Source organism: Sphingomonas sp. ASV193, from assembly GCF_040203355.1.
In the GTDB taxonomy this organism is placed as follows: domain Bacteria; phylum Pseudomonadota; class Alphaproteobacteria; order Sphingomonadales; family Sphingomonadaceae; genus Sphingomicrobium.
Window position 1 is genome coordinate 631573 of sequence record NZ_JBEHBW010000001.1, and the last position, 23743, is coordinate 655315.

Here is a 23743-nt window from a genome sequence, read left to right on the forward strand (position 1 = left end):
CGATGACCGCGGTGCCGGCCCGGGCCTTGACCGCGCCGCCGACCCTCGCAACGAGTGAGGCATGGAACAGGCAGCACCAATCCGATCGATCGCGATCATCGGCGGGGGGACCGCCGGGTGGATGTGCGCGGCCGCGATCACCAAGTCGTTCGGGTCGAAGATCGCGGTCACCCTGGTCGAATCCGACGAGATCGGGACGATCGGGGTCGGCGAGGCGACCGTTCCGCACCTGTCCGCGTTCAACCGCCTGCTCGGGATCGACGAGGCCGAGTTCGTCCGCGAGACGCAGGGCTCGTTCAAGCTCGGCATCCAGTTCAACGACTGGGGCCGGATCGGCGACAGCTATATCCACGGTTTCGGCACGATCGGCCGCGACCTCGGGCTGATGCCGTTCCACCAATATTGGCTGAAGGCGCGCGCGGCGGGCAAGGCGCGCGACATCGGCGCCTATTCGCTCAACACGCTCGCCGCGCCGCAGGACCGGTTCATGGCCTCGCCGGTCGACGCGCCGCCCAATTCGCCGCTCGCCGACATCGCCTACGCCTATCATTTCGACGCCGGGCTCTACGCGCGCTACCTGCGCGGCCGCGCCGAACGACAGGGTGCGCGGCGGGTCGAAGGCAAGGTCGTATCGGTCGCCCAGAATGGCGAAACCGGCTTCGTCGACCATGTCACGCTCGAAAGCGGCGAGAAGGTCGCGGCCGACCTGTTTCTCGACTGCACCGGCTTTCGCGCGCTGCTGATCGGGCAGGCGCTCGGCGTCGGGTTCGAGGACTGGACGCAGTGGCTGCCGTGCGACCGCGCCGTCGCGGTGCCGTGCGAAAAGGTCGGACCGCCGACCCCCTACACCCGCTCGACCGCGCGCAAGGCGGGGTGGCAATGGCGCATCCCGCTGCAGCATCGCACCGGCAACGGCCACGTCTATTCGAGCGGCTTCATCAGCGACGACGAGGCGAGCGCGATCCTGCTCGAAAACCTCGACGGCAGGCCGTTGGCGGATCCGCGCACGCTCCGCTTCACCACCGGCGTGCGCGACAAGCTGTGGCACCGCAACGTCGTCGCGATCGGACTTGCCGGCGGCTTCATCGAACCGCTCGAATCGACCGCGATCTACCTGATCCAGGCGGGCATCAACCGGCTGATGGCGCTGTTTCCCGACGCCGGTTTCGCGCAGCCGCTGCAGGATGCCTACAACGAGCAGTCGCGGTTCGAATATGAGCGGATCCGCGACTTCATCATTCTCCACTACCACGCGACCGAACGCGACGATTCGCCGTTCTGGGACCATGTCCGGACGATGGAGATTCCGGCATCCCTTCAGGCCTACATCGACCTGTTCCGCGCCAACGGGCAGTTCTTCCGCAACGGGACCGAGATGTTCGGGCTGACCAGCTGGGTGCAGGTGATGATCGGCCAGGGGATCGTGCCCCGGGCGCATCATCCCGCGGTCGAATGGGTGGCCGATTCCGACGCGCTCGCCTTCGTCGATCATATCGGCAAGGTGATCGAGGCCAATGTCGGGCTGATGCCCGCCCACGACGCCTTCCTCCAGCGCTGCTGCGCGGCGCCGGCCATGGCGAAGTGACGCCCGAAATCCTCCGCTTCGGGCGCGAGCAGAACCCGGTCATCGTCTTCGACAATTTCACCGGCGACGTCGGCCGGGCCTGCGCGATCGCCGACGCGATGGCGCCCTTCCCCGCCGTCACCGACACTTATTACCCGGGCGTCCGACGTCTGTTCGGCCAGGGCGATAACGATGCGCTCGGCTATCTGATGATATGCTGCCGCCGTGCCGCGCCGTTCATGGCGCCGCTATTCGGCTTCAACCGGCTCGAGCTGGTGTCGGCGAGTTTCTCGATGGTGACGACGGCGCCCGACCGGCTTCGCGCGCAGCAGCGCAAGCCGCATTTCGACTCCACCGATCCCAACCAGTTCGCGCTGCTCCATTATCTGCGTATCCCGGTGCCGAGCGGCACCGCTTTCTACCGCCAGAGGTCGACCGGGATCGAGCAGGTGACGCCGGCCAACGTCGCGACCTTCAACCGCATCGCCGAAAGCGAAACTCCGCAAGGCGGATATATCCAGGGGTCGGACCCGCATTTCGAAGAGACCGGGCGGATCGAGGCGGTCGCGGACCGGATGATCGTCTATCGGGGCAGCATGCTCCACTCGGGCCTCATCCCGCCGAACATGCCATTGAGCAGCGATCCGACAACGGGACGACTGACCGCCAATTTTTTCGTCAGGGGACTGTGATGCCGACGATCGATCGAACCAAGCAAGGCGCGATGCTGGGCGCGCTCGCGACGGCAATGCTGTCGGCTCCTGCCCTCGCCGCGCCGACGCCGGGCACGCGGACCTACGCCAACCCGATCGACATCGACTATCGCTATAATTGGGAACAGCAAAACGACGGCATCAGCTATCGCACCGGGGCCGACCCCGCGGTGGTCAATCACAAGGGCCGCTTCTACCTGTTCGAGACGCTCGCCGATGGCTATTGGATGAGCGACGACCTTGCGAGCTGGACCTTCGTCAAGCCGTCGATCTGGCGCGCGCGCGGGGTCGTCGCGCCCGCCGCCTGGTCCGATGGCGAGCGGCTGTACATGATGCCCGCGCTCGACCAGCCGGGGCCGATCTATGTCTCCGACCATCCCGAGACCGGACAGCTCGACTATTTCCAGCGCCGCACCTTCGACCTGCCCGGCATGGTGCGGTCGGGCGACGAGGACAAGATGAAGCCCGGCCAGGTGCCCCCCGGCCCGTGGGATCCGGCGCTGTTCAAGGACGATGACGGCCGCTGGTACCTGTACTGGGGAAGCAGCAACGTCTTCCCGGTCTACGGCATCGAGATCGATCCGAGGAACCGCTTCAATTACATCGGCAAGCCGCAGCCGATTTTCACGCTGCACCCCGAAACGCACGGATGGGAGCGGTTCGGCAAGGACCACAGCGGGCTGCTCGCCACCGGCCAGCCGACCAAGCCCTATGTCGAGGGCGCGTGGATGACCAAGGTGGGCGGTCGCTACTATCTTCAGTACGGAGCGCCGGGGACCGAGTTTAACGTCTACGCCAACGGCACCTACGTCGCCGACAAGCCGCTCGGCGAGTACAAATATGCGCCGTGGAACCCGGTGTCGTACAAGCCCGGCGGGTTCGTGATCGGCGCGGGCCACGGGTCGACTTTCGCCGATAATCACGGCAACTGGTGGAACACCGGGACCCCTTGGATCGGCTATAACTGGACCTTCGAGCGGCGGGTGGCGATGTTCCCGACGCGCTTTTATCCCGATGGGCAGATGGCGGCGTCGAGCCGGTTCGGCGATTTCCCCCATTACATCCCGGACAAGAAGGTCGACGACCTCGACAGCCTGTTCACCGGCTGGATGCTGCTGAGCTACAGGAAGCCGGTGACCGCCTCCTCGACGATGGGCGAGTTCGCGCCGTCGCGCGTCACCGACGAGAATTACCAGAGCTTCTGGGTCGCCACCGACGCCGATCCCTCAAAGACGTTGACCGTCGATCTCGGCAGTCGCCAGACGATCCGCGCGGTGCAGGTCGATTTCGCCGACTACAAGGCGGGCCGGTTCGGCGACGCCCCCGACATCTACACCGAGTTCCGGCTCGAGGCGTCCGACGACGGGCAGGCGTGGCGCGAGATCGCGCGCACCGAGCCCCCGCGCCGCGACCGGCCCAACGCCTATTTCCAGCTTCCCCAGCCGGTGCAGGCGCGCTTCGTCCGCTACGTCCACGGCCATATCGGCGGCGCGCACCTCGCGATCGCCGAGCTTCGTATCTTCGGCAGTGCCGGCGGCGCGGCCCCTGCCCGACCCGCGCTGCTTCGCCAACAGCGCGACGCCGACGCGCGCGACGCGCATATCGCCTGGCGCGCGGTGCCGGGGGCGACCGGCTACAACGTCCGCTGGGGGGTCAGGCCCGACCGGCTGACCTTCACCTACCAGAAGTTCGCCGACCAGCTCGGCGACGCGGCGCAACCGTCGCTCGACATCCGCGCGCTCAACGCCGGCGTGAACTATTGGGTCGCGGTCGAGGCGTTCAATGCCAGCGGCGTGTCGAAGCTCAGCGCGGTGAAGCCGATTCGCTGAAGTTTCGCACCCTCAGCGCGCGAGCCGCACCGTCGTCGCGGCGTCGCTCGCCGGCACGACCGCGCGGCGAATGCTGCCGTCGGCGAGGTGCGCGGTGATCGCTACCTGCCGCCACCATGCACGATAGCCGCCGCTCGCCGCCGCGAAGCGCACTTCGAGCGCGCCGTCGGTCCCGCGCGCGCACGCCACCGCCTGCCGCCGCGACGGACCATTCCGGGTCACGCCATCGTCGTCGTAGAGCGACCCAGCACAGTCGGGACCTTCGTAGACGTCGAGCATCAGCGGCCCGTCGGGCGTGTCGCCGACATGCTGGACCACCGCCTGCCGCGGCAAGATCGCCCCGGCGCGGACGTAGACCGGCAGCTGGTCGAGCCGCGGGGTGATCATCGGCGCGTTCGCCCCCGAAGCGACGGGGCGCCCGGTCCAGTAATCGTACCAGCCGCCCGCGGGCAGGCAGGCGCGGTAGGGCTGCGGACTCTCGGGCTTGGCCGCGCCCGACACCAGCAAGTCGCGCCCGACGGTGAAGCTCATCGCCGGCTCGCACGGCAGGTCCGCCGCCGCCGCATTGTCATAGAACAGCGGCCGCATGATCGGGTCGCCGGAGCGGCTCGCTTCCTCGGCGACCGCGTAGAAATAGGGCAGCAGCCGGTAGCGCTCCTCGACGAAGCGCTTGCGGATCGCGAGCTGCTCGGGCCCGTCGACCCACGGCTCGGCGCGCGGCGTGTCCTTCGCGCTATGGTCGCGGAACAGCGGCATGAAGGTCGCATATTCGAACCATTTGGTCAGCAGGTCGGGCGAGGGTCCGCCGGTGAAACCGCCGACGTCGTTGGCGGTGTAGGCGAAGCCGCTCATCCCCAGGTTGAGCGTCTGGGCGACCGCGAGCTTGAGATGATCCCAGCTCGAGCTGTTGTCGCCGGTCCAGGTGGCGGCGTAGCGCTGTCCGCCGGCATAGCTGGCGCGGGTCATCACGAACGGGCGCAGGTTCGGTGCGAGGGCGAGCAGCCCCTCGGTCGTCGCGCGGGTGTTTTCCATCCCGAACACGTTGTGAATCTCGGCATGGGTCGCGGTGCGCGGGGCGAAGCCGTCCCCGGCGATGCGGTGGATATTGTCGAGCGGCATCGTCTTGGTCGGGGTGTCGAACACCGCCGGCTCGTTCATGTCGTTCCAGATCCCGCCGACACCCGCGTCGACGAACGGCTTGAACAGCGGCCCCCACCAGGCGCGCACCTTGTCGTCGGTGAAGTCGGGGAAGACCGACGGCCCCGGCCACACCGGCGCGACATAGACCTGCCCGTCGGCGCGGTGGACGAAGGCGTTGCGCGCCATCCCGCTGTCGTAGGGCGCATAGCCCTGGTTCGCGGCGGCGGCGACGTGGAGGTCGACGATCGGCACGCTATGGATGCCGCGCGCCTTGAGGTCGCCGATCATCTTCTCGAAGGTCGGGAAGGTGGTGCGGTTGACCGTAAACGGTCGATTGCGATCCTGGTAGTCGATGTCGAACCACACCACATCGAGCGGGAAGCGTTCGGCGGCGAAGCGGTCGACCAGCGTTCGGACCTCGGCCTCGCTCATGTAGCTGTAGCGCGACTGCTGGTAGCCGAACGCCCATTTCGACTGGAGCGGCGAGATGCCGGTCAGCCAGCCGTAGCGGCGAACCACGTCGCCGACGCTATTGCCGGCGATGATGTAGTAGCGTGCCGGGCCGCCGTCGGCGCCGATCGCGATCCGCCCCGGTTCGCTGTGGCCGAAGTCGAAACTGGTCCGGAACGTGTTGTCGAGCAGCAGCCCGTAGGTGCCGGTCGGCCCGGTCGCGATGTAGAAGGGGATCGACTTGTAGATCGGGTCGTCGCTCGAGCTGAAACCGTAGGCGTCGGTGTTCCACATGGTGAAACTCTTGCCCGCGCGGTCGAGCCCGCCGGTCTTGTCGCCGAGCGCGTAGATGTGCTGGCCTTGCGGCATCGCCTTGGCGAGGCGGAAGGCGTCGCCGGTGCGCGCGTAGCCGCCGGGCGCGTCGGCGACCAGCAGCTTCCCGCCGCGCCGGACGGTGACGCCAAGCGTGCGCGGGTCGACCGAGACGCTCAGCGCGCCGGCGGTGAAGCCGTCGGCGGTGGCGCGGACCGGTGCACGGGCGTTGCGCGCACCATCGACCACCGCCCAGCTGGCCGCCTCGGGGAAGCGCCCGTCGCGCCCGGCGAGTTCGACCCGGACGACATCGTCGGCGAGTGCGACGACGCGAATCGCCTGCCCGCTCGCGCGCAGCTCGACCCCGCCGGGGACCGGGGCGGCGAGCGCGGCGGTGGCGGTGGTAAGCGAGAGGGCGGCGAGCGCGACGCGGAGCGAGCGGGGCATGCCGAAAATCCTTACGCGGCGCGGTAGGTGAAGCTGCCGTGGACGCCCTCGGCCTCGGCCGACGGCGCGATCCACAGGTCGAACAGCCCCGGCTCGATCCGCCACTTGCCGTCGGCACCGACGAACTTGAGGTCGTCGGGGGTGAGCGTGAAGCCGATCGTCTTCGATTCGCCGGGCGCGAGCGCGACTTTCTGGAAACCTTTCAGTTCGCGCACCGGGCGGGTCAGGCTGCCGACCTTCTGGTGGGTATAGAGCTGGACCGTCTCGACCGCCGCGCGGCTTCCGCGATTGGTGATCGTCGCGCCGACGCGCATCGGCCCGCTCATCTGCGGCGCGACCTGAAGCGCCGAATAGACGATGTCGCCATAGGTCAGCCCGTGCCCGAACGGGAACAGCGCCGAGTTGGGCACACCCTGGTAATGCGCCTTATATTCGGCGAGCGGCCCCGGTCCGTTCGGCCGCCCGGTATTCTTGTGCGCGTAATAATAGGGCTCCTGCCCGCTGGCGAACGGGAAGCTGACCGGCAGGCGGCCCGAGGGCGAGACCTTGCCGAACAGCACGTCGGCGATCGCATGCCCGCTTTCGGAACCGAGGAACCAGGTGACGAGGATCGCCCGCGCATCGCGGACCGCGCCCTCGAGCGCCAGCGCGCGCCCGTTGCGAAGCAGGACGACGACCGGCTTGCCGGTCTTGGCGATCGCCTCGGCCAGCGCCTGCTGCGGCGCGGGGACGTCGATCTCGGTGCGCGACTTGGCCTCGCCCGACATCGCCTCGCTCTCGCCGATCGCGAGCAGGACGACGTCGGCCGCCTTCGCCGCCGCCACCGCCTTGGCGATGCCGCCGGGGATCGACGCCTCGACGTCGCTGCCCTTGGTCACGGTGAAGCGCGCGCCCGCGTCATGAAGCCCGCGCGCGACATCGATCGCCTGCCCGTTGTCGCCATAGACCACCCACGGCCCGTTGATGTCGCGCCCCTCGGCGGCGAACGGGCCGATCAGCGCGATCTTCGTGCCCGGCTTGAGCGGCAGGAGCCCGCCCTCGTTCTTGAGCATGACGATCGATTTCTGCCCCGCCTCGCGCGACAGGGCGAGGCTCGCCGGGAGCCGTGAACGCTGCGCTTCGCGGTTGAGGTCGATCCGCCGGAACGGATTGTCGAACAGCCCGACCTGCGCCTTGGCGGCGAGCACCCGGCGAACCGACTGGTCGACGATCGCGAGCGGCACCTGCCCGTCGCGCACCAGCGCGGGAAGATGCTCCTGGTACACGCCGCTCGACATCGACATGTCGACCCCGGCGAGGATCGCGAGCCGCGCCGCGTCGCGCCGGTCGGCGGCGAAGCCCGCGGCGATCATCTCTTCGTCGCCGGTATAGTCGCTGACGACGAATCCCTTGAATCCCCAGCGGTCGCGAAGCACGTCGGTCATCAGCCAGTGATTGCCGTTCGACGGCACGCCGTTGATCTCGTTGAAGGAGGACATCACGCTTGCCGCGCCGGCATCGACCCCCGCCTGGTAGGGACGCAGGTAGATTTCCTCGAGCCGCTGGATCGACATGTCGACGCTGTTGTAGTCGAGCCCCGCCTCGGCCGCGCCATAGGCGGCGAAATGCTTGACGCAGGCCATCAGGCAGTCGTCGTCGGCGAGGTTGCGGCCCTGGAACCCGCGCACCCGCGCGGCGGCGAACAGGCGGCCGACCAGCACGTCCTCGCCCGCGCCCTCCATCGTCCGGCCCCAGCGCTGGTCGCGCGCGATGTCGACCATCGGCGCGAAGGTCCAGTCGATCCCCGCGCCGGTCGCCTCGAACGCCGCCACGCGCGCGGTCCGCTCGGCCAGCGACGGCTCGAAGCTCGCCGCCTCGCCGACCCCGACCGGGAAGATGGTGCGGTGGCCGTGGATCACGTCGGCGGCGAAGATCAGCGGGATCTTGAGCCGCGACCCTTCCATCACCGCCTTCTGCATCTGCAGCGCCATTCGCGCGCCGTTGCCGTTGAACACGCCGGTCAGCTTTCCCGCGACCGCGTCGGCGATCTGGACCGGGTAATTATTGTTCCCCGCCGGCGGATTGAGCGCGGTCGCGATCCCGCCGCCCCACGCCGCGGGCATCAGCGTCAGCTGCCCCGCCTTTTCCTCGATCGTCATGCGCGCGATCAGCTCGTCGATCGAGGCGCGGGTCGCGGGCCCGGCGGCGGCATCGGCCGAACGAAGCATGGCGCGCAGCGGGGACGCCTGCCACGCGACGATGGTGCTTCCCGCCGCCAGCACCGCGCGACGCGACATTCCCCGTTTGACCATCTGCACCATCCTCATTCCTGCCGTGTTTTTGTCGAATGTAACCGTTTACCTATCGGCCAGCGTCGGGGAAAAGGCAAACCTCGAAACGGGCGAGTCGGCAACGATGCGGCAGGCGACGATAAGGGATGTGGCGGCACGCGCGAAGGTGTCGGTGGCCTCGGTGTCGCGCGCGCTCAACGGACATGAGAACGTTCACCCGGAAACCCGCCAAAGAGTCATGGCCGCGGTCGAGGCGCTGCACTACGTCCCCAACGCCGCCGCGCGCAGCCTGTCGACCGCACTGACTCATTCGATCGGGGTCGTCGTCCCCGATCTCCACGGCGAATTCTTCTCCGAACTGATTCGCGGGATGGACGAGGCGGCGGGCGAGGCGGGCTATCTGCTGCTGCTCTCGACGATGCACGCCGACCCGGCGCTCGCCGGACAGGCGATCAATGCGATGCGCGGGCGGGTTGACGGGCTGATCCTGATGGCGCCGCAACTGCCCCCGGCGCTGCTCGACCGGCTGGTGCCGGCGGGGATGGCGACGGTGCAGGTCAACACCCCGGAAAATGCGCAGCGAACGACGATCGGCATCGACAATGCCGCCGGCGCGCGCGCGGTCGCCGACCATCTCGTCGCCGCCGGCCGCCGCCGCCCGCTCCACATCGCCGGCCCGGTCGGCAATTTCGATGCCAGCGAGCGGCGCGAGGCGTTCGCCGAGCACCTGCACGCGCAAGGCATCACACCGGTCGAATGCACCGGGGCGTTCGACGATTCCTCGGGCGCGAGGCTGGTCGGGGAGATGATCGATCGCGGCGTCCCGTTCGACTGCATCTTCGCCGCCAACGACATGATGGCGATCGGCGCGATGCAGGAGTTGCGTGCGCGCGGGATCGATGTGCCGGGCAAGGTCGCCGTGGTCGGGTTCGACGACGTGCCGCTGGCGCAATATCTCGGCCTGACCACCGTCGCGGTCCACGTCGCCGATATCGGGCGACGCGCGGTGCAGGCCTTGGTCGCCTCGTTCGGCGAGCGCCCCCCTCCCCCTCGGTTCATCAAGCTCGCGCCGTCGCTGATGGTGCGCGCCAGTAGCGAGTGTTCATGACCCAGTTCGACCGCCGTAGCCTGCTTGCCGCCACGCCCGCCCTCGCCCTCGCCACCCCCGCGCTCGGCCGCCCTGCCCGTTTCTCCGCGCCCGCGCTGATCGACGACATCGAGCGGCGGACGTTCGACTGGTTCTGGCAGCTCGGTCGCCCCGACAACGGGCTGGTTCCCGACCGCTGGCCGACGCCGAGCTTCTGCTCGATCGCCGCGGTCGGCTTCGCGCTCACCGCCTATCCGCTGGGGGTCGAGCGCGGGTGGATCAGCCGGTCGCAGGCGCGCGCCCGGACGCTCGCCACGCTGCGCTTTTTCGACCGGCTGCCGCACGGCGCGGCGGCGAGCGGAGTCGCGGGCCACAACGGCTTCTTCTACCACTTCCTCCACCTCGATACCGGGCTTCGCTACCGCGACACCGAATTGTCGAGCGTCGATTCGACCCTGCTATTCCTCGGCATGCTGTTCGCCGCGGGCTGGTTCGCCGCCGACCATCCCGACGAGGCCGAGATCCGCCGCCTCGCGACCGACATCGTCGAGCGCGCCGACTGGCGCTGGTTCCAGCGCGGGCGCGGCGACGTGTCGATGGGCTGGCAGCCCGACAAGGGTTTCCTCGACCGCGGCTGGACCGCCTACAACGAGGGCATGATGGTGGCGATCATGGCGCTCGGCGCGACTCGCCACCCGGTCGGCGACGAGGCGTGGCTGGCGTGGCTGGCGACGCTGCCGCCCTTCTGGCGCGGCGAAGGGCCGACCCGCCACATCGCCTTCGCCCCGCTGTTCGGGCACCAGTACAGCCATACGTGGATCGACTTTCGCGGCATCCGCGATTCGGTGACGCGCAAGGCGGGGTTCGATTATTTCGAGAACAGCCGCCGCGCGACCTACGCCGACCGCGCCTATTGCCTCGCCAACCCGATGGGCTGGGACGGCTATTCGAAGGATTTGTGGGGGCTGACCGCGTGCGACGGCCCGGGCAATTTCAGCCTCCGCCAGCGGGGAGTCGTCCGCGAAGTCCACGGCTATGCCGCGCGCGGGCCGGTCGGTCAGCCCGACGGGCTCGACGACGGGACGATCGCGCCGACCGCCGCGCTCGGCTCGATCGCCTTCGCGCCCGAGATCGTGATCCCCGCCGCGCGCGCGCTCGTCGCGCGGCCCGGGGTCTATCGCCGCTACGGCTTCGCCGACAGCTTCAACCCCAGCGTCCGCGACCCATCTCTCAAGCTCGAGACCGGAACGATCGACCCGCGTCACGGCTGGGTCGCGACCGATTATCTGGGCATCGACCAGGGGCCGATCCTGGCGATGATCGCCAACTGGCGGCGCGACGCGGTGTGGCGGGTGATGCGCCGTTCGCCGACCATCCGCCGCGGCCTCAAACGCGCGGGGTTCACCGGCGGCTGGCTCGAACGCTAAACCGCCCCTTGCATACGAATGCACGGGCGTTGTCATCGCCCGCCCGCTCTGCCAGCCTTCCCGTCAAAGCCGGGCGTTTCCAGACCCGGGGGAGAGGGTCATGACGTCCACCGCCAAGCCGCGGCAAAGCCTTGCGGGGCTGCTCAACATCTCGTTCGGTTTCTTCGGCATCCAGATCGGCTTCGCGCTGCAGAATTCGAACATGAGCCGGATCTTCCAGACCTTCGGGGCGAAGATCGACGACCTTGCCTGGCTGTGGGTCGCGGCGCCGCTCAGCGGGCTGATCGTCCAGCCGATCATCGGCCACATGAGCGACCGCACCTGGCTCGGCCGGTTCGGGCGGCGGCGGCCCTATTTCCTGACCGGCGCGGTGCTCGCGACGCTGGCGATGCTGCTGATGCCGGTCGCCCCCTCGCTCGGGCCCAGCGCGCTGCTCGCGGCGGCGCTGCTGCTGTGGATGCTCGACGCCAGCCTCAACATCTCGATGGAGCCGTTCCGCGCGTTCGTCGGCGACATGCTGCCGCGCGACCAACATACGCCGGGCTACACGGTGCAGACCGCGTTCATCGGCGCGGGCGCGGTGGTCGGGTCGATCTTTCCCTACCTGCTCGACCATCTGGGCGTATCGAACGACGCCGCGGCGGGCAGCATCCCGGCGACGGTCCGCTACAGCTTCTGGTTCGGCGGGCTGGCGCTGCTCGCCTCGGTGCTGTGGACGATCCTTTCGACCCGCGAATATTCACCCGAGGAGATGGCGCGCTTCGCCGACGAGGACGGGGTCGGTGAGGCGGCGCCGACGATGCGGCTGCTCGCCGCGCGAACCCCGCTGTCGAGCCTGCCGTGGATCGCCGCCGGCGCGCTGGTCGCCTTTGTCACGCGCGAGGCGGGGCTCCAGAAAGAGGTCTACCTGCTCGCCGGGCTGCTGGTCGCCTACGGCGTCGCCTCGATGATCGCGATTTCGCTGGCGCGGTCGGGACGCGAGAACAGCCTGCTGGCGAACATCGTCGGCGACTTTTCGGGGATGCCGGCGATCATGAAGAAGCTGGCGCTGGTCCAGTTCTTCACCTGGTCCGCGCTCTATATCATGTGGACCTACACCACCCCGGTGGTCGCCCAATATTATTTCGGGTCGACCGACGCCGAGAGCAGTGCCTACCAGGATGCAGGCAACTGGGTCGGGGTGATGTTCACTGTTTACAACGGCGTCGCCGCCCTCGCCGCGCTGTTCCTGCTGCCCGCGCTGTCGCGCAGGATCGGCGCGGTGAAGACGCACATCGTCGGGCTGCTGTGCGGCGCGGCGGGCTATGCGAGCTTCTTCGTACTTCATTCGGCGCAGTCACTGCTGCTCGCCGAAGTCGGGGTCGGAATCGCCTGGGCCTCGCTGCTCGCTATGCCCTATGCGATCCTCGCCTCGAACCTGCCGCCGCGAAAGCTCGGGGTCTATATGGGGCTGTTCAACGTGTTCGTCGTCGTTCCGCAGCTGATCGTCGCGACGGTGATGGGCTCGATCATGAAGGCGCTGTTTCCAGACCAGCCGATCTACACCATGGCGTTCGCCGCGGGGACGCTGGTTCTCGCCGCGCTGGCGATGTTGCGGGTCCGCGAGGACAGCTCCGCCGCCTGACCGGGTGCGAAGGGTCGGGCGCGAAGGGTTCGGCACGCTCAGCCGTTTCTCCTGCTGTCGAACCCCCTCGACGACAGGAGACACGACCATGATTGCGAGCAAGACGATCCTCGCCGCCGCGCTGGCCGCGGTGGCCATTCCGGGCGCCGCGAGCGCCGGCCACTGGAACCGCACCCACCCCGCGCGGACCGAGATCAACGAGCGGATCCGCCACCAGGATCGCCGAATCCGCGAAGAGCGCCGCGAAGGCGATCTCACCCGCGCGCAGGCGCGCTCGCTGCGTCTCGAGGACCGGTCGGTCCGCGCGCAGGAAGTCGCCGACGCGCGCGCCGACGGTCATCACGGCCACCTGACCCGCGCGCAGGTGCGCACGCTCAACAGCGAGCTCAATGCCAACAGTCGTTCGATCGGCAAGTAAGCGTCGCGCCTCGCCGAGCGCCGGACGGCCCGCCAGCGATGGCGGGCCGTTTTGCCATGCAAGGCGTCAGAAGCGGCGGAAGCCCGACCGGGCACCCGCGTGCCAGCGCGGATGGGCGAGATTATCCGCCCGGCGCTCGGCCATGCGCTGTTGCCGCAGGGCAATCCGCTGCTGCCGCTGGGCACGGCGCGCGGCGCGCTGTTCGGCGCGCGCGGCGAAGTCGGGGGCGACACTGCGCTCGCCGCTGGTGGCGACGGCAGCCGGACCGGCCTCGCCCGCCGGCGGCGGGGCAAGCGCCCGCTCGGGAGGAAGGCTACTCGCCCCGCGCGCCGCCATCCGCTCGCGGCGCATCTCGGCGCGGACGCTGGAATCGATCGGCGCGAAGCGCGGGACGACGCGCGGACGATAGAGCGGATCGGCAGCGAACGGGCGCGCGGCGAACGCATGGTTTGCGAACGGGCGCGCCATCGCCAGCCGTCGCTCGACCCGCCACGCGTTCGGTCGAAACACAAGGCCGTCGCGAGCCCAATATCCACCGCCAGCCCACCGGTCGCGCACGACCCGCTCGGGAAGCGGAACAGGCGGCGCGAAGCCCATGCCATCGCGCCGCTGCACGACCGTCGCCGGTGCCGGCACGTGTTCCGGCGGTGCGGCGACCGGCTTGGCGGCACTCGCGACCGCGACCGGGTGACGATGATGTTCGTGGTGGCGACGCACCGGGATTACCCGCTCGATCAGCGGCCCGACCAGCGGCAACGTGTGGACCGCGCTGCTTGCCGGCTCGCCGAGATAGCCGGCGGCGGCAGCCGACATGCTGACCAGCCCGGCGAGCAGCATGCTGCCAAGCGCCGCCCCGCCTCGCATCCACGGACGCGGGCGGCGACGCGGCGGCGGCGCGACGCTTTCGGCCAGCGCGGCGCGGATCACCCGGTCGGTAAAGCCGGCGGGAAGCGGTGGCGGCGCCACCGAGCCGAGCAGCGCGTCGAGCCGCCGTTCGCTGCCGGAAACGCCAGCATCAGCCATCGACCGTCTCCTCGATCAGCATCGTGCGCAGCGCCGCGCGGGCGCGGTGGAGCATCGATTCGAACGCCTTGAGCTTGAGCTCCATCGCCTCGGCCGCCGCGGCGTTCGAAAGCTCTTCATAATAGGTCAGCACGACCGCCGCGCGCTGCCGGTCGGGCAACGCCGCCAGCGCGCGGCGGACCCGCTCGCTCTCCTCGCTCGCCACGATCAGCCGGTCGGCCCTGGGCGCCTCGTCGGCGCGCTCGGGAACCTCGCCGAGCTCGGTCCGGCCGCGTCGGCGAAGGCGGTCGATGCTCAGGCGGCTGGCGACGCACGCCAGCCACGCGCCGACCCCGGCACCGCGACCGTCCCACCGCGCGCCATCGCGCCACAACCTCAGCATCGCTTCTTGCGCCACATCCTCCGCCTCGCCCGAGTCGCCCAGCATTCGCCACGCGACCCGGTAGGGCCGCGCCGCGTGACGATCGACCAGCGCGCGAAACGCCAGCGCGTCGCCGCGACCGACGCGCTGCATGAGCGCATCGTCGCTGGCCGCATCGGGCACGGAGGGCGACAGTCTGGCGTCCACTAGGCACGTCTCGCCGGCTTGAACGGGTGGGTCGGAAAAACCCTTCGCCGACCGCTGCTAGGCCCCCGAAGCTAAGCCCGCGATGAACCGACGCGCCGAACGGGATCAAGCCGGCGTCGTTTCCTCGGCAAGGCTCTTGGCCTTGGGCAGCCTGGCGGCGGCGTCGTTCGCCGTCAGCGAAAATCCCTTCTCGGACACCAGCATCCCGAGCAGCGCCTGCACCAGCCCGCCTTCGCCGACCCCGCGGTCCGCTCCCGAGCTGATCTGGACCCGCGGAACGATGTCCACGCCCGATCGCTCGAGGGCTTCGGCGAGCCGCTCGACGATCTGGCGGGTCAGCTGGAACTGCGCACCGCCCGAGGCCTCGGCCTGCCGCTCGATCGTTTCGGCAGTCGCGAGGCCGGTCTTGGTGATCCGCTCCGCGTCCGCCCCGGCCAGCGCGACGACTTTCGCCGCCTCGCCCTCGCCGGTGATGCGGATGCGGTCGGCCTCGGCCTTGGCGATCGTGCGGGTCTGCTCGGCTTCCTGCGCGGCGCGCTTTAGGCTCGCCTTGCCCTCGTTTTCTTGGACGATGATCGACAATTCGGATTCGGTGATCGACGTCTGCTGCTTGGCGCGCGCCTCGGCTTCGCGAAGCGCCTTTTCGCCTTCGGCCGCGACCTTCTGCTTCTCGTAGGTCGCGACCCGCTCGGTCGCGACCTGCCGTTCGCGCAGCTGCTGGAGCACCTTTTCGATCTGGTCGTTGCCCTGCGTCGCGCGCGGCGTTCCGATCAGCACCTCCTGGAGTTCGAGGTTGTAGGCGCCGAATTTGGCGCGCATTTCCGAACCGGCCTGTTCCTGGATGTCGTTGCGCTCCTGGAGCAGCTCGATCAGCGTTTTTCGCTGCGCGACGTTCTTGAAATAGGCCGACACCATCGGGTCGAGCGTCTGTTCGACCAGCTTCTTCACATCCCCGAACCGCTGGATGACCAGCGGCGCCTTGCGATAGTCGATGTGCACCACCACCGAGAGCGGAAGCGTCGGTTCGAACGCGTCCTTCGTGATCAGCGAAACTTCGGCGAGATTCTCGTCGAGCCGATGCTGGCCGGTCGTGTCCTGGTCCCACTTCAAGATGAAATTGGTGGTCGGGACCATCAGGATCTTCCCGGCGTAGATGTTGAACGCATATTTGCCCGGAAGCAGCGGCTCGCTCCACACGCCGCGGTTGCCGCGCGGCACGAGCTCGCCATGCCGATATTCCTCGCCGGTCGTGTCGGCCCCGTGCTCCCCGGTATAGGAGATGACCACGCCGACATGCCCGACCTCGATGACGGTCTTCTGGACCAGCTCGACGGTCGCGAACAGGCGGTTGATGAAATAGGTGCCCTCGACCAGCACCTGGAGCTGCCGCCCGCGGCGGCCGCCCGCCGCGATGAACTTCTCGGGATCCTGGAAGCTGTTGTGGAAGGTAAGCGTCTCGGCTTGGTCGGTGCCGACCTCGGGCGCGATGATCTGGTCGGCGGTCAGCGCCGGCCCGTCGTGGACCGTGACGATCCCGACGGCATCGTCGGTATCCTTGATCACCACCGCCTCGAACCCGCGCCGTTCGGCGATGACCGTCTGCATGTTGGTGAACAGGTCGACGTCGTTCGCGCCGAGCATCAACCCGTAGATGCTGTCGCGGGTCACGACGACGAACTGCGCGAGGTTGAGCGCGTAGGTGCCCTCGCGAAGGACGGTTCGCTGCGGACCCTTCTGCCCGCCCTCGGTCAGGAAGTGGCGAACGTTCAGGAAGTCCGCCGCCTTGGCGTTGCTCGCCAGCGTTTGCGTCGGCCCCAGCGCCTGCCCGTCGCGCGCGAAGACGTAGCCGACCTGTCCTTGGGGAATGGTCACCAACGGCTGGCTGTGCATCCGGTACTGGAAGGGGAAGAAGAAGTGGTACCCGCCGCGCAGCACGTCGGGCTGATACCCCGCCTCGCCGTTGAGCGCGATCAGACCGCCCGGCAGCGACCCGTTCCCGCTCCACAGTTTCTCGACAATCGCGACACGGTTGTTGCGGACGTAGCGGACGCTCCGCGAAATGGTGAACAGCACAAACAGCACCACGACCACGACCAGCGCGGACGTCACGACGAACGGCGTAAGCATTGAATACCCCCAACTGCCCCGCGCCTGGAACGGGCGGGACGCGAATATTACGCCTTTGCCCGGCTAACCTCCAGCCAAATCGGAGGTCGGGTAACGAAGCTCGATGTATCGCGCGAGCGTGCGGGCATCGTCGGCATCAAGGTCGCGCCGCTCCTGCGCGATCAGTTGGGCGGTTTCGTGGATCCGGCGCAGCGCGCTCGCCGCCAGGTCGGCCAGGCCGGCATCGATTTTCGGCGAAACGAGCGGTTTTTCGAACGCCGTGATCACTTTCAGCAGGTCTGCGGTGAGCCCTTGCGTTCGCGGATCGCGATGGTCCCACTCGTCGGCCTCGAGCCGGGCGACGAGATCGACCAGCGGCGGAACGCCGGTCCATCGCCGTGCCATCGCCAGCGCCTGGTCGAGGCGTGCGCCCGATTGCTCGGCGGCCGACGGCGGCGCGGTGCGCCCGCGATTCGCGCGTCGGATCGCCAGCATCGGCTCGATGGCGCGAACAAAGGCGGTGACGACGATCGCCGACAGTCCGTAGACTGCCAGGAACCAGAGGCTGTCGCGCACGATGGTGACGGCCAGCGCCTCGTCGGTCGCCCCCCGGCTCCAGAGTCGAAGCAGCGCGACCCCGATCCACAGGCAATAGGCCGGGATCACGAAGTGAAGCAGGATTCCCGCAGTCAACCGCCACGGCTTGATTCGAGCGCTCATCGTCTCGGTCTAAAGGAGCGGCCGGCGACCGTCACGCTCAAGCGATCGCCTTCGGCTTCGAATCCAGAGCCGATGATTGCGCAGGTTCGTCGAACGCGCCGCGACTGGCTGGGGCGGCAGGATTCGAACCTGCGAATGCCGGTACCAAAAACCGGTGCCTTACCGCTTGGCGACGCCCCAGCAGCTCTCGCGAGCGGCGGCTTATAGCGGTCCCGCCGCGCCTGCCTAGGCCCTAGGCGTTGATGAGCCGCCCGTTGACCAGGTCGTCGTAATCGCGCTGCAACTGGCGCGACAATTCGCCGACCTCGAAGTTCCACGGCCCCGCCGACTGCACCAGCGTGACCTCGGCGGCCGAGCCGGTGAGGAACATCTGCTCGAAGCCTTCGAGCTCCTCGGGCCAGATCGTCCGTTCCTCGACTTCGATCCCGCGCTTGCGGGCAAGGTCCATCACCGTCCGCCGGGTGATCCCGTCGAGGAAGCAGTCGGGGGTCGGCGTCACGAGCTTGCCGTCACGCACGAAAAAGGCGTTCGCGCCGGTCGCCTCGGCCACTTGCCCGCGCCAGTCGAACATCAGCGCGTCGTCGAAACCGCGCGCGTCGGCATGCTGCTTCGACAGCGAGGCGATCATGTACAGCCCCGCCGCCTTCGACTGGACCGGCGCGGTGTAGGGCGCGGGCCGCCGCCACGGCGCGATGTCGAGCCGGATGCCCCTGGCCGCCTTTTCCTCGTCGAAATATTTGCCCCAGTGCCAGCAGGCGATGGCGAGGTGCGGCGCGGTCCCGCCCGGGTTGACCCCCATCGATTCGGACCCGCGCCACGCGACCGGGCGCATGTAGGCGTCGGTCATGTCGTTGGCGCGAAGCACTTCCTGGCACGCCGCGTCGATTTCGGCGACGCTGTAGGGAATGTCGAAGCCCAGCAACTCGGCGCTCCGCCGCAGCCGCGTGCTGTGGTCGGTCAGCCGGAAAATCGTGCCGCCATAGGCGCGCTGCCCTTCGAACACGCTGCTGGCGTAATGGAGCGCGTGGGTCAGCACATGGACCTCGGCCTCGCGCCAAGGAACGAGCTTGCCGTCCATCCAGATCCAGCCGTCGCGATCGTCGAAGGTCTGCGCCATGTCGTCTCCCTTTGCCCGCGCGGCCTAGGGACTGCGCCCGGGGGGGTCAACCGGCGGCGGCGGCGTCCTTGGCCAGTTGCTCGCCCCGCGCGATCGCGGCGGCGAGCATCCGCTCGACCAGCGGGCCGAGCCCGCCCGGCGCGTCGAGCACCGCCAGTCCCTGCTCGGTCGTCCCGCGCGGGCTTGCGACTCGCCGCGCGATGTCGGCCATCGGCTCGCCGGTCGCGGCCATCGCGGCGGTGCCGATCAGCGTCGCCGCCGCCACCGCGGTCGCGACGTGCGGTTCGAGCCCAAGCCCTTCCCCGCCCGTCGCCAGCGCGTCGACGAAGCGCGCGACATAGGCCGGACCCGACCCCGCGACCGCGCCGATCGCGGCGAACATCGCCTCGTCCTCGCAGCGCACGACCAGCCCCAGCGCGCCCATCAGCGCGTCGACCGTCGCGCGGTCGCCGCTGCGCGTCGTGTCCGAATAGATGGCGGTGACCCCGTTGCGGCTGGCGACCGGCAGGTTGGGCATCACCCTCACGATGCTCCGCGCCGCCGGAAACCGCGCGGCAAGACTCGCGGCGCCGGTCCCGGCAAGCATCGAGACGAGGATCGTGTCCTCGCCGATATGCGGCGCCAGCGCGGGCGCGACCTCGTCGAGCTTCTGCGGCTTCATGCCCAGCATCACGAAGCGCGGGCGCTCGTCGGGCAGGTCGGTGACCACGCGAAGCCCCTCGACCGGCGCCCCGCTCGGGCGGATCGCGGTCACGCCGCCAAGGTCGATCCCCGCCGCGCGCCAGCCCGCGACCATCGCCCCGGCCATGTTGCCGCAGCCGACCAGCCACGCCGGCGCGGGAAACGCCGCGCTCACGCCTCGCCGACCGTGTCGATCAGCGCCGCCGAGATCGCCTCGGACGGCGACTTGCCGCCCCACAGCACGAACTGGAACACCGGGTAGAAGCGCTCGCACTCCTCGATCGCCGCCTCGGCGATCGCCTCGGCCTGCTCGAAGCCGAGCGTGTCGTTCTCGCCGACCAGCGTGGCGTGGCGGAACACCACCAGCCCGCTGCTCGACCACAGCTCGAAATGACCGAGCCACAGCTGCTCGTTGATGAGCCCGAGCGATTCGTAGATTGCGGCGCGCTTGTCGGTCGCGACCTTGATGTCGGGAAAGGCGAGGAACTGCAGCACCTGGTCGTCGGGCCGCCACACGCCGCGCAGCTCGTACTGCGCCCAGCTCCCGCCCGCCGAGGCAATGATCTCGCCGTCGCCGGCGCGCTCGCTGGCCCAGCCGCGCGCCTCGAAATATTGTTCGAGCACGTCGATCGGCGCGCCGTCGTCGCGCTCCTCGTCGCCTTGCACTGTCTCGGTCAGGGTCAGGCTCCCGGGTTGGCCTTCGGCATCGCCTTGGGCTTCGGCGCCGCCTCAAGCGCGTCGAGCCGCTTCCTCAGCGCCTCGTTCTCGTCGCGGGCGGCGGCGGCCATCGCCTTGACCGCCTCGAACTCGTCGCGCGAGACGAAGTCCATCCCGCCGATCCAGGACTGCATCCGCTCGCGCATCGCGCCCTCGGCCTCGCGGCCCGCGCCGGCGACGGTCCCCGCGACCCCGTTCATTACCTTGACCAGATCGTCGAACAGCTTGTTCTGCGACTGCATATCCTATCCCTTCGTCAGCCCCAGCGGCGCCGCGTCGGCGCCCGGATTGAGGCGCCCCGTCTCGTGATTGAGCGCGGTCGCCAGGCACAACCACGCCAGATAGGGAAGAAGCAGCGCGCCCGCCAGTGGGCGAACCTTATACGCCGCGACGATCGTCATCGTCACCAGCACGTCCATCGCCAGGATGATGAGGAAGGCGGCGTCGATGTAATGGCCGCTGAAGAACACCGGCGACCAGGCGAGGTTGAGCAGCATTTGCACGCCGAACAGCGCCAGCGCGGTGGTGCGCTGCTTCGAACTTGGCTCATTGAGCAGGCTCGCCAGCGACAGCCCCATCAACGTGTAGAGCGTCGTCCACACTGCTCCGAACACCCAGCCCGGCGGTTGGAACGAGGGCATTTTCAGCGCCGCGTACCACGGGTTGTCGAAGCCCGAGCGCGCGACGAACGCGAACAGGCTGCCGGCGACGACCAGCGCCGGGACGGTGACCAGCGCCTTTTTCCAGATGCCGCGGTCGCTGCGCGGGGCGATCGTCGCCATTCAATCCTCCTTTTGCGCGCCGAGCAGGAACTCGACATTGCCTTCGGGGCCCGTGATCGGGCTTCGTTCGACGCCTATTACGCGCCAGCCCTTCGATTCGACCCATGCCGCCGCCTCGCCGCACACGCGCGCGTGGATCGCCGGATCGCGCACCACCCCGCCCTTGCCGACCTCGGCGCGCCCCGCCTCGAACTGCGGCTTGACCAGCGCCACCAGCCGCGCCCCCGGCCGCGCGAGGTCGAGCGCGGCGTCGAGCACCTTGTGGAGCGCAATGAAGCTGGCGTCGCACACGACGACGTCGACCGGCTCGGGGACGATCTCGCGGGTCAGGTCGCGGGCATTGGTCTGCTCGTGGACGACGACGCGCTCGTCCTGCCGGAGCCGCCACGCGAGCTGGTTGGTGCCGACGTCGATCGCATAGACCCGTGCCGCGCCGCGGGTCAGCAGCACGTCGGTAAAGCCCCCGGTCGAACTGCCGACGTCGAGCGCCACCGCGCCGGTCACGTCGAACCCGAAATGCGCCAGCCCGTGATCGAGCTTGATCCCCCCGCGCGAGACCCACGGATGGTCCTTGCCCTTGAGCGACAGCTCGGCGTCCTCGGCGATCAGGTCCCCCGCCTTGGCGACGCGCCGGTCGCCGACGAACAGCTTGCCCGCCATGATCAGCGCCTGCGCGCGCGACCGGCTCTCGGCCAGCCCCCGCGCGACGAGCAGCTGGTCGGCCCTCACCCTCGTCACTTGGTCCGCCGGATTTCCCAGACGCCGAACGCGAGCGCGAGCCCGAACATCAGCAGCAGCTCGACCAGCCCGGAGTTCAGGCGATCGCCCCGGCGTCGGCGGCGAGGTCGTTGCGGCGAAGCGCCTTGAGCACCGTCTCGACGATGTGCGGCGCGTTGAGCCCCGCCTCGTCATACTGCTTCGTCGGCGAATCCTGGTCCTGGAAAGTGTCGGGCAGCCGCATCGTGCGGATCTTGAGGCCCGCGTCGGTTAGCCCTTCGTCGCTCGCCAGCGTCAACACGTGCGCGCCAAGTCCCCCGACCGCGGCCTCCTCGATCGTCACCGCGACCTCGTGGGTTGTCAGCAGCCGGCGGATCAGCGCCTCGTCGAGCGGCTTGGCGAAGCGCAGGTCGGCGACGGTGGTCGACAGCCCCTTGGCCTCGAGCAGTTCGGCCGCCTTTTCGGCTTCCTCGAGCCGGGTGCCGAGCGAGAGGATCGCGACGGTCTTGCCTTCGCGCACGACCCGCCCCTTGCCGATCTCGAGCCGCTGCGGGGTCGCCGGAATGGTCAGCCCACGCCCGTTGCCGCGCGGATAGCGCACCGCGATCGGCCCGTCGTCGTACAGCGCCATGGTGTGGACCATGTTGGTCAGCTCGACCTCGTCCGCCGCCGCCATCACCACCAGGTTGGGCAGCGTGCAAAGGTAGGCGAGATCGAAGCTGCCCGCATGGGTGCAGCCGTCCGCCCCGACCAGCCCGGCCCGGTCCATCGCGAAGCGCACCGGCAGATTCTGGATCGCGACGTCGTGGACCACCTGGTCGTAGGCGCGCTGGAGGAAGGTCGAGTAGATCGCGCAGAACGGCCGCATCCCCTGCGCCGCCAGCCCCGCCGCGAAAGTCACCGCGTGCTGCTCGGCGATGCCGACATCGAACATGCGGGTCGGGAACGCCGCCTCGACCTTGTCGAGCCCGGTGCCCGATGGCATCGCCGCGGTGATCGCGACGACGTCGGGATCGCGCGTCATCTCGGCTTTCAGCGCGTCGGCGAAGACGGCGGTGTAGGCGGGCGGCCCGCCGCCGGGGCCCTTGTCCTGCTTGCCGCTGACGACGTCGAACTTGACCACGCCGTGATATTTGTCGGCGCTGTTTTCGGCCGGGCCATAGCCCTTGCCCTTCTGAGTCACCGCGTGGACCAGCATCGGCCCCTTGCCCGCGTCGCGGACATTTTCGAGCACCTCGACCAGCGCGTCGATATTATGCCCGTCGACCGGGCCGACGTAATAGAAGCCCAGTTCCTCGAACAGCGTCCCGCCGGTCACCCAGCCGCGCAGATGCTCCTCGGCGCGGTGCGCGATCTTCTGCAACGGTTCGGGCATGCGCGAGGCGACCTTCGCCGCGATCTGCCGCGGGGCGAGATATTTGTTCGAGCTGACCAGCCGCGCGAGCGAGTTGCGCAGCCCCCCGACCGGCGGCGCGATCGACATGTCGTTGTCGTTGAGGATGACGATCAGCCGGTTGCCCGCGGCCTCGGCATTGTTCATCGCCTCATAGGCCATGCCCGCGCTCATCGAGCCGTCGCCGATCACCGCGATCGCGCGGCCCGGCCGGTCCCTGAGCTTGTTGGCGATGGCGAAGCCGAGCGCGGCCGAGATCGAGGTCGAACTGTGCGCCGCGCCGAACGGGTCATATTCGCTTTCCGCGCGCTTGGTGAACCCCGACAGCCCCCCGCCCTGCCGTATGGTGCGGATCCGGCTCCGCCGCCCGGTGACGATTTTGTGCGGGTAACATTGGTGCCCGACGTCCCAGATCAGCCGGTCGTTCGGCGTATCGAACACATAATGGATCGCGACCGTGAGCTCGACCACGCCAAGCCCCGAGCCGAGGTGCCCGCCCGAGGTCGACACCGCGCTGATCGTCTCGGCACGAAGCTCGTCGCACAATTGCTTGAGCTGGCTCTTGTCGAGCTTGCGGATGTCGGAGGGATAATGGACCGTGTCGAGCAGCGGGGTAGCGGGACGTTCACTCATGGCGC

At 69.0% G+C, this 23743-nt stretch carries 20 protein-coding genes and 1 tRNA gene; 7 read left to right on the forward strand and 14 right to left on the reverse strand.

The genetic code is table 11. The features are described 5' to 3' along the window. The first annotated feature begins 61 nt into the window (after positions 1-61). The 3 genes from ABDK56_RS03190 to ABDK56_RS03200 are packed head-to-tail and all read left to right on the forward strand — an operon-like array spanning position 62 to position 4106. A complete protein-coding gene (locus ABDK56_RS03190) occupies positions 62-1585 on the forward strand; it encodes a tryptophan halogenase family protein (protein ID WP_349806653.1) in 1524 nt (507 codons plus the stop codon). Continuing rightward, complete coding sequence (locus ABDK56_RS03195) at positions 1582-2256, forward strand: DUF6445 family protein (RefSeq protein ID WP_349806654.1); 675 nt, start codon at positions 1582-1584, stop codon at positions 2254-2256. The genes ABDK56_RS03190 and ABDK56_RS03195 overlap by 4 nt, the downstream gene beginning before the upstream one ends. Continuing rightward, positions 2256-4106, forward strand: a complete 1851-nt coding sequence (locus ABDK56_RS03200) for a discoidin domain-containing protein (protein WP_349806655.1) — start codon at positions 2256-2258, stop codon at positions 4104-4106. The genes ABDK56_RS03195 and ABDK56_RS03200 overlap by 1 nt, the downstream gene beginning before the upstream one ends. 12 nt (positions 4107-4118) lie before the next feature. Here ABDK56_RS03200 and ABDK56_RS03205 read toward each other — a convergent pair whose 3' ends face one another. After that, entirely contained in the window at positions 4119-6455 is a 2337-nt protein-coding gene (locus ABDK56_RS03205) for a glycoside hydrolase family 31 protein (protein ID WP_349806656.1), read from the reverse strand. A gap of 11 nt (positions 6456-6466) precedes the next feature. After that, the gene (gene bglX, locus ABDK56_RS03210) at positions 6467-8746 is read right to left on the reverse strand and encodes a beta-glucosidase BglX (protein ID WP_349806821.1); all 2280 of its coding nucleotides are present in this window, start codon (positions 8744-8746) and stop codon (positions 6467-6469) included. 103 nt (positions 8747-8849) lie between these two features. Here bglX and ABDK56_RS03215 point away from each other — a divergent pair, with 103 nt between their 5' ends. The 4 genes from ABDK56_RS03215 (at position 8850) to ABDK56_RS03230 (ending at position 13281) form a co-directional block, all read left to right on the forward strand. After that, positions 8850-9833, forward strand: coding sequence for a LacI family DNA-binding transcriptional regulator (locus ABDK56_RS03215; RefSeq protein ID WP_349806657.1), 984 nt, complete (start codon positions 8850-8852; stop codon positions 9831-9833). Further along, positions 9830-11239 (forward strand): glucoamylase family protein, encoded by a 1410-nt coding sequence (locus ABDK56_RS03220; RefSeq protein ID WP_349806658.1) that lies wholly within the window; start codon positions 9830-9832, stop codon positions 11237-11239. The genes ABDK56_RS03215 and ABDK56_RS03220 overlap by 4 nt, the downstream gene beginning before the upstream one ends. A 100-nt stretch (positions 11240-11339) precedes the next feature. Further along, entirely contained in the window at positions 11340-12863 is a 1524-nt protein-coding gene (locus ABDK56_RS03225; RefSeq protein WP_349806660.1) for an MFS transporter, read from the forward strand. 88 nt (positions 12864-12951) lie between these two features. Next, positions 12952-13281, forward strand: coding sequence for a hypothetical protein (locus ABDK56_RS03230; RefSeq protein WP_349806662.1), 330 nt, complete (start codon positions 12952-12954; stop codon positions 13279-13281). A gap of 66 nt (positions 13282-13347) precedes the next feature. On the opposite strand, the gene ABDK56_RS03235 is transcribed toward ABDK56_RS03230, so the two are convergent. The 12 genes from ABDK56_RS03235 to dxs all read right to left on the reverse strand — a co-directional run bounded on the left by ABDK56_RS03235 (position 13348) and on the right by dxs (position 23738). Continuing rightward, positions 13348-14304, reverse strand: coding sequence for a hypothetical protein (locus tag ABDK56_RS03235; RefSeq protein ID WP_349806663.1), 957 nt, complete (start codon positions 14302-14304; stop codon positions 13348-13350). Continuing rightward, positions 14297-14818: a sigma-70 family RNA polymerase sigma factor gene (locus ABDK56_RS03240; RefSeq protein WP_349806664.1), complete on the reverse strand. Its 522-nt coding sequence runs from the start codon at positions 14816-14818 to the stop codon at positions 14297-14299. The genes ABDK56_RS03235 and ABDK56_RS03240 overlap by 8 nt, the downstream gene beginning before the upstream one ends. Positions 14819-14977: 159 nt before the next feature. After that, entirely contained in the window at positions 14978-16999 is a 2022-nt protein-coding gene (locus tag ABDK56_RS03245; RefSeq protein WP_349806666.1) for an SPFH domain-containing protein, read from the reverse strand. A gap of 63 nt (positions 17000-17062) precedes the next feature. Next, positions 17063-17698: a hypothetical protein gene (locus tag ABDK56_RS03250; protein WP_349806668.1), complete on the reverse strand. Its 636-nt coding sequence runs from the start codon at positions 17696-17698 to the stop codon at positions 17063-17065. Positions 17699-17803: 105 nt separating this feature from the next. Next, a tRNA-Gln gene (locus ABDK56_RS03255) sits at positions 17804-17878 on the reverse strand. A 52-nt stretch (positions 17879-17930) separates the two neighbouring features. Continuing rightward, on the reverse strand, positions 17931-18815 hold the full coding sequence (locus ABDK56_RS03260) for a branched-chain amino acid aminotransferase (protein ID WP_349806670.1): 885 nt from the start codon (positions 18813-18815) through the stop codon (positions 17931-17933). A gap of 46 nt (positions 18816-18861) precedes the next feature. Then, positions 18862-19671 carry a pyrroline-5-carboxylate reductase family protein gene (locus ABDK56_RS03265; protein WP_349806671.1) on the reverse strand — a complete coding sequence of 270 codons (810 nt, stop codon included), beginning with the start codon at positions 19669-19671 and terminating at the stop codon, positions 18862-18864. Continuing rightward, the gene (locus ABDK56_RS03270; protein WP_502959260.1) at positions 19668-20174 is read right to left on the reverse strand and encodes a type III secretion system chaperone family protein; all 507 of its coding nucleotides are present in this window, start codon (positions 20172-20174) and stop codon (positions 19668-19670) included. Before ABDK56_RS03270 ends, ABDK56_RS03265 begins: the two co-directional genes overlap by 4 nt. 2 nt (positions 20175-20176) lie before the next feature. Further along, entirely contained in the window at positions 20177-20455 is a 279-nt protein-coding gene (locus tag ABDK56_RS03275; protein ID WP_349806674.1) for an accessory factor UbiK family protein, read from the reverse strand. A gap of 3 nt (positions 20456-20458) precedes the next feature. Continuing rightward, positions 20459-20995 (reverse strand): TspO/MBR family protein, encoded by a 537-nt coding sequence (locus ABDK56_RS03280; RefSeq protein ID WP_349806675.1) that lies wholly within the window; start codon positions 20993-20995, stop codon positions 20459-20461. After that, a complete protein-coding gene (locus ABDK56_RS03285) occupies positions 20996-21733 on the reverse strand; it encodes a TlyA family RNA methyltransferase (RefSeq protein WP_349806676.1) in 738 nt (245 codons plus the stop codon). A gap of 76 nt (positions 21734-21809) precedes the next feature. Beyond that, positions 21810-23738 carry a 1-deoxy-D-xylulose-5-phosphate synthase gene (gene dxs / locus ABDK56_RS03290; RefSeq protein ID WP_349806678.1) on the reverse strand — a complete coding sequence of 643 codons (1929 nt, stop codon included), beginning with the start codon at positions 23736-23738 and terminating at the stop codon, positions 21810-21812. Positions 23739-23743 lie beyond the last annotated feature (5 nt).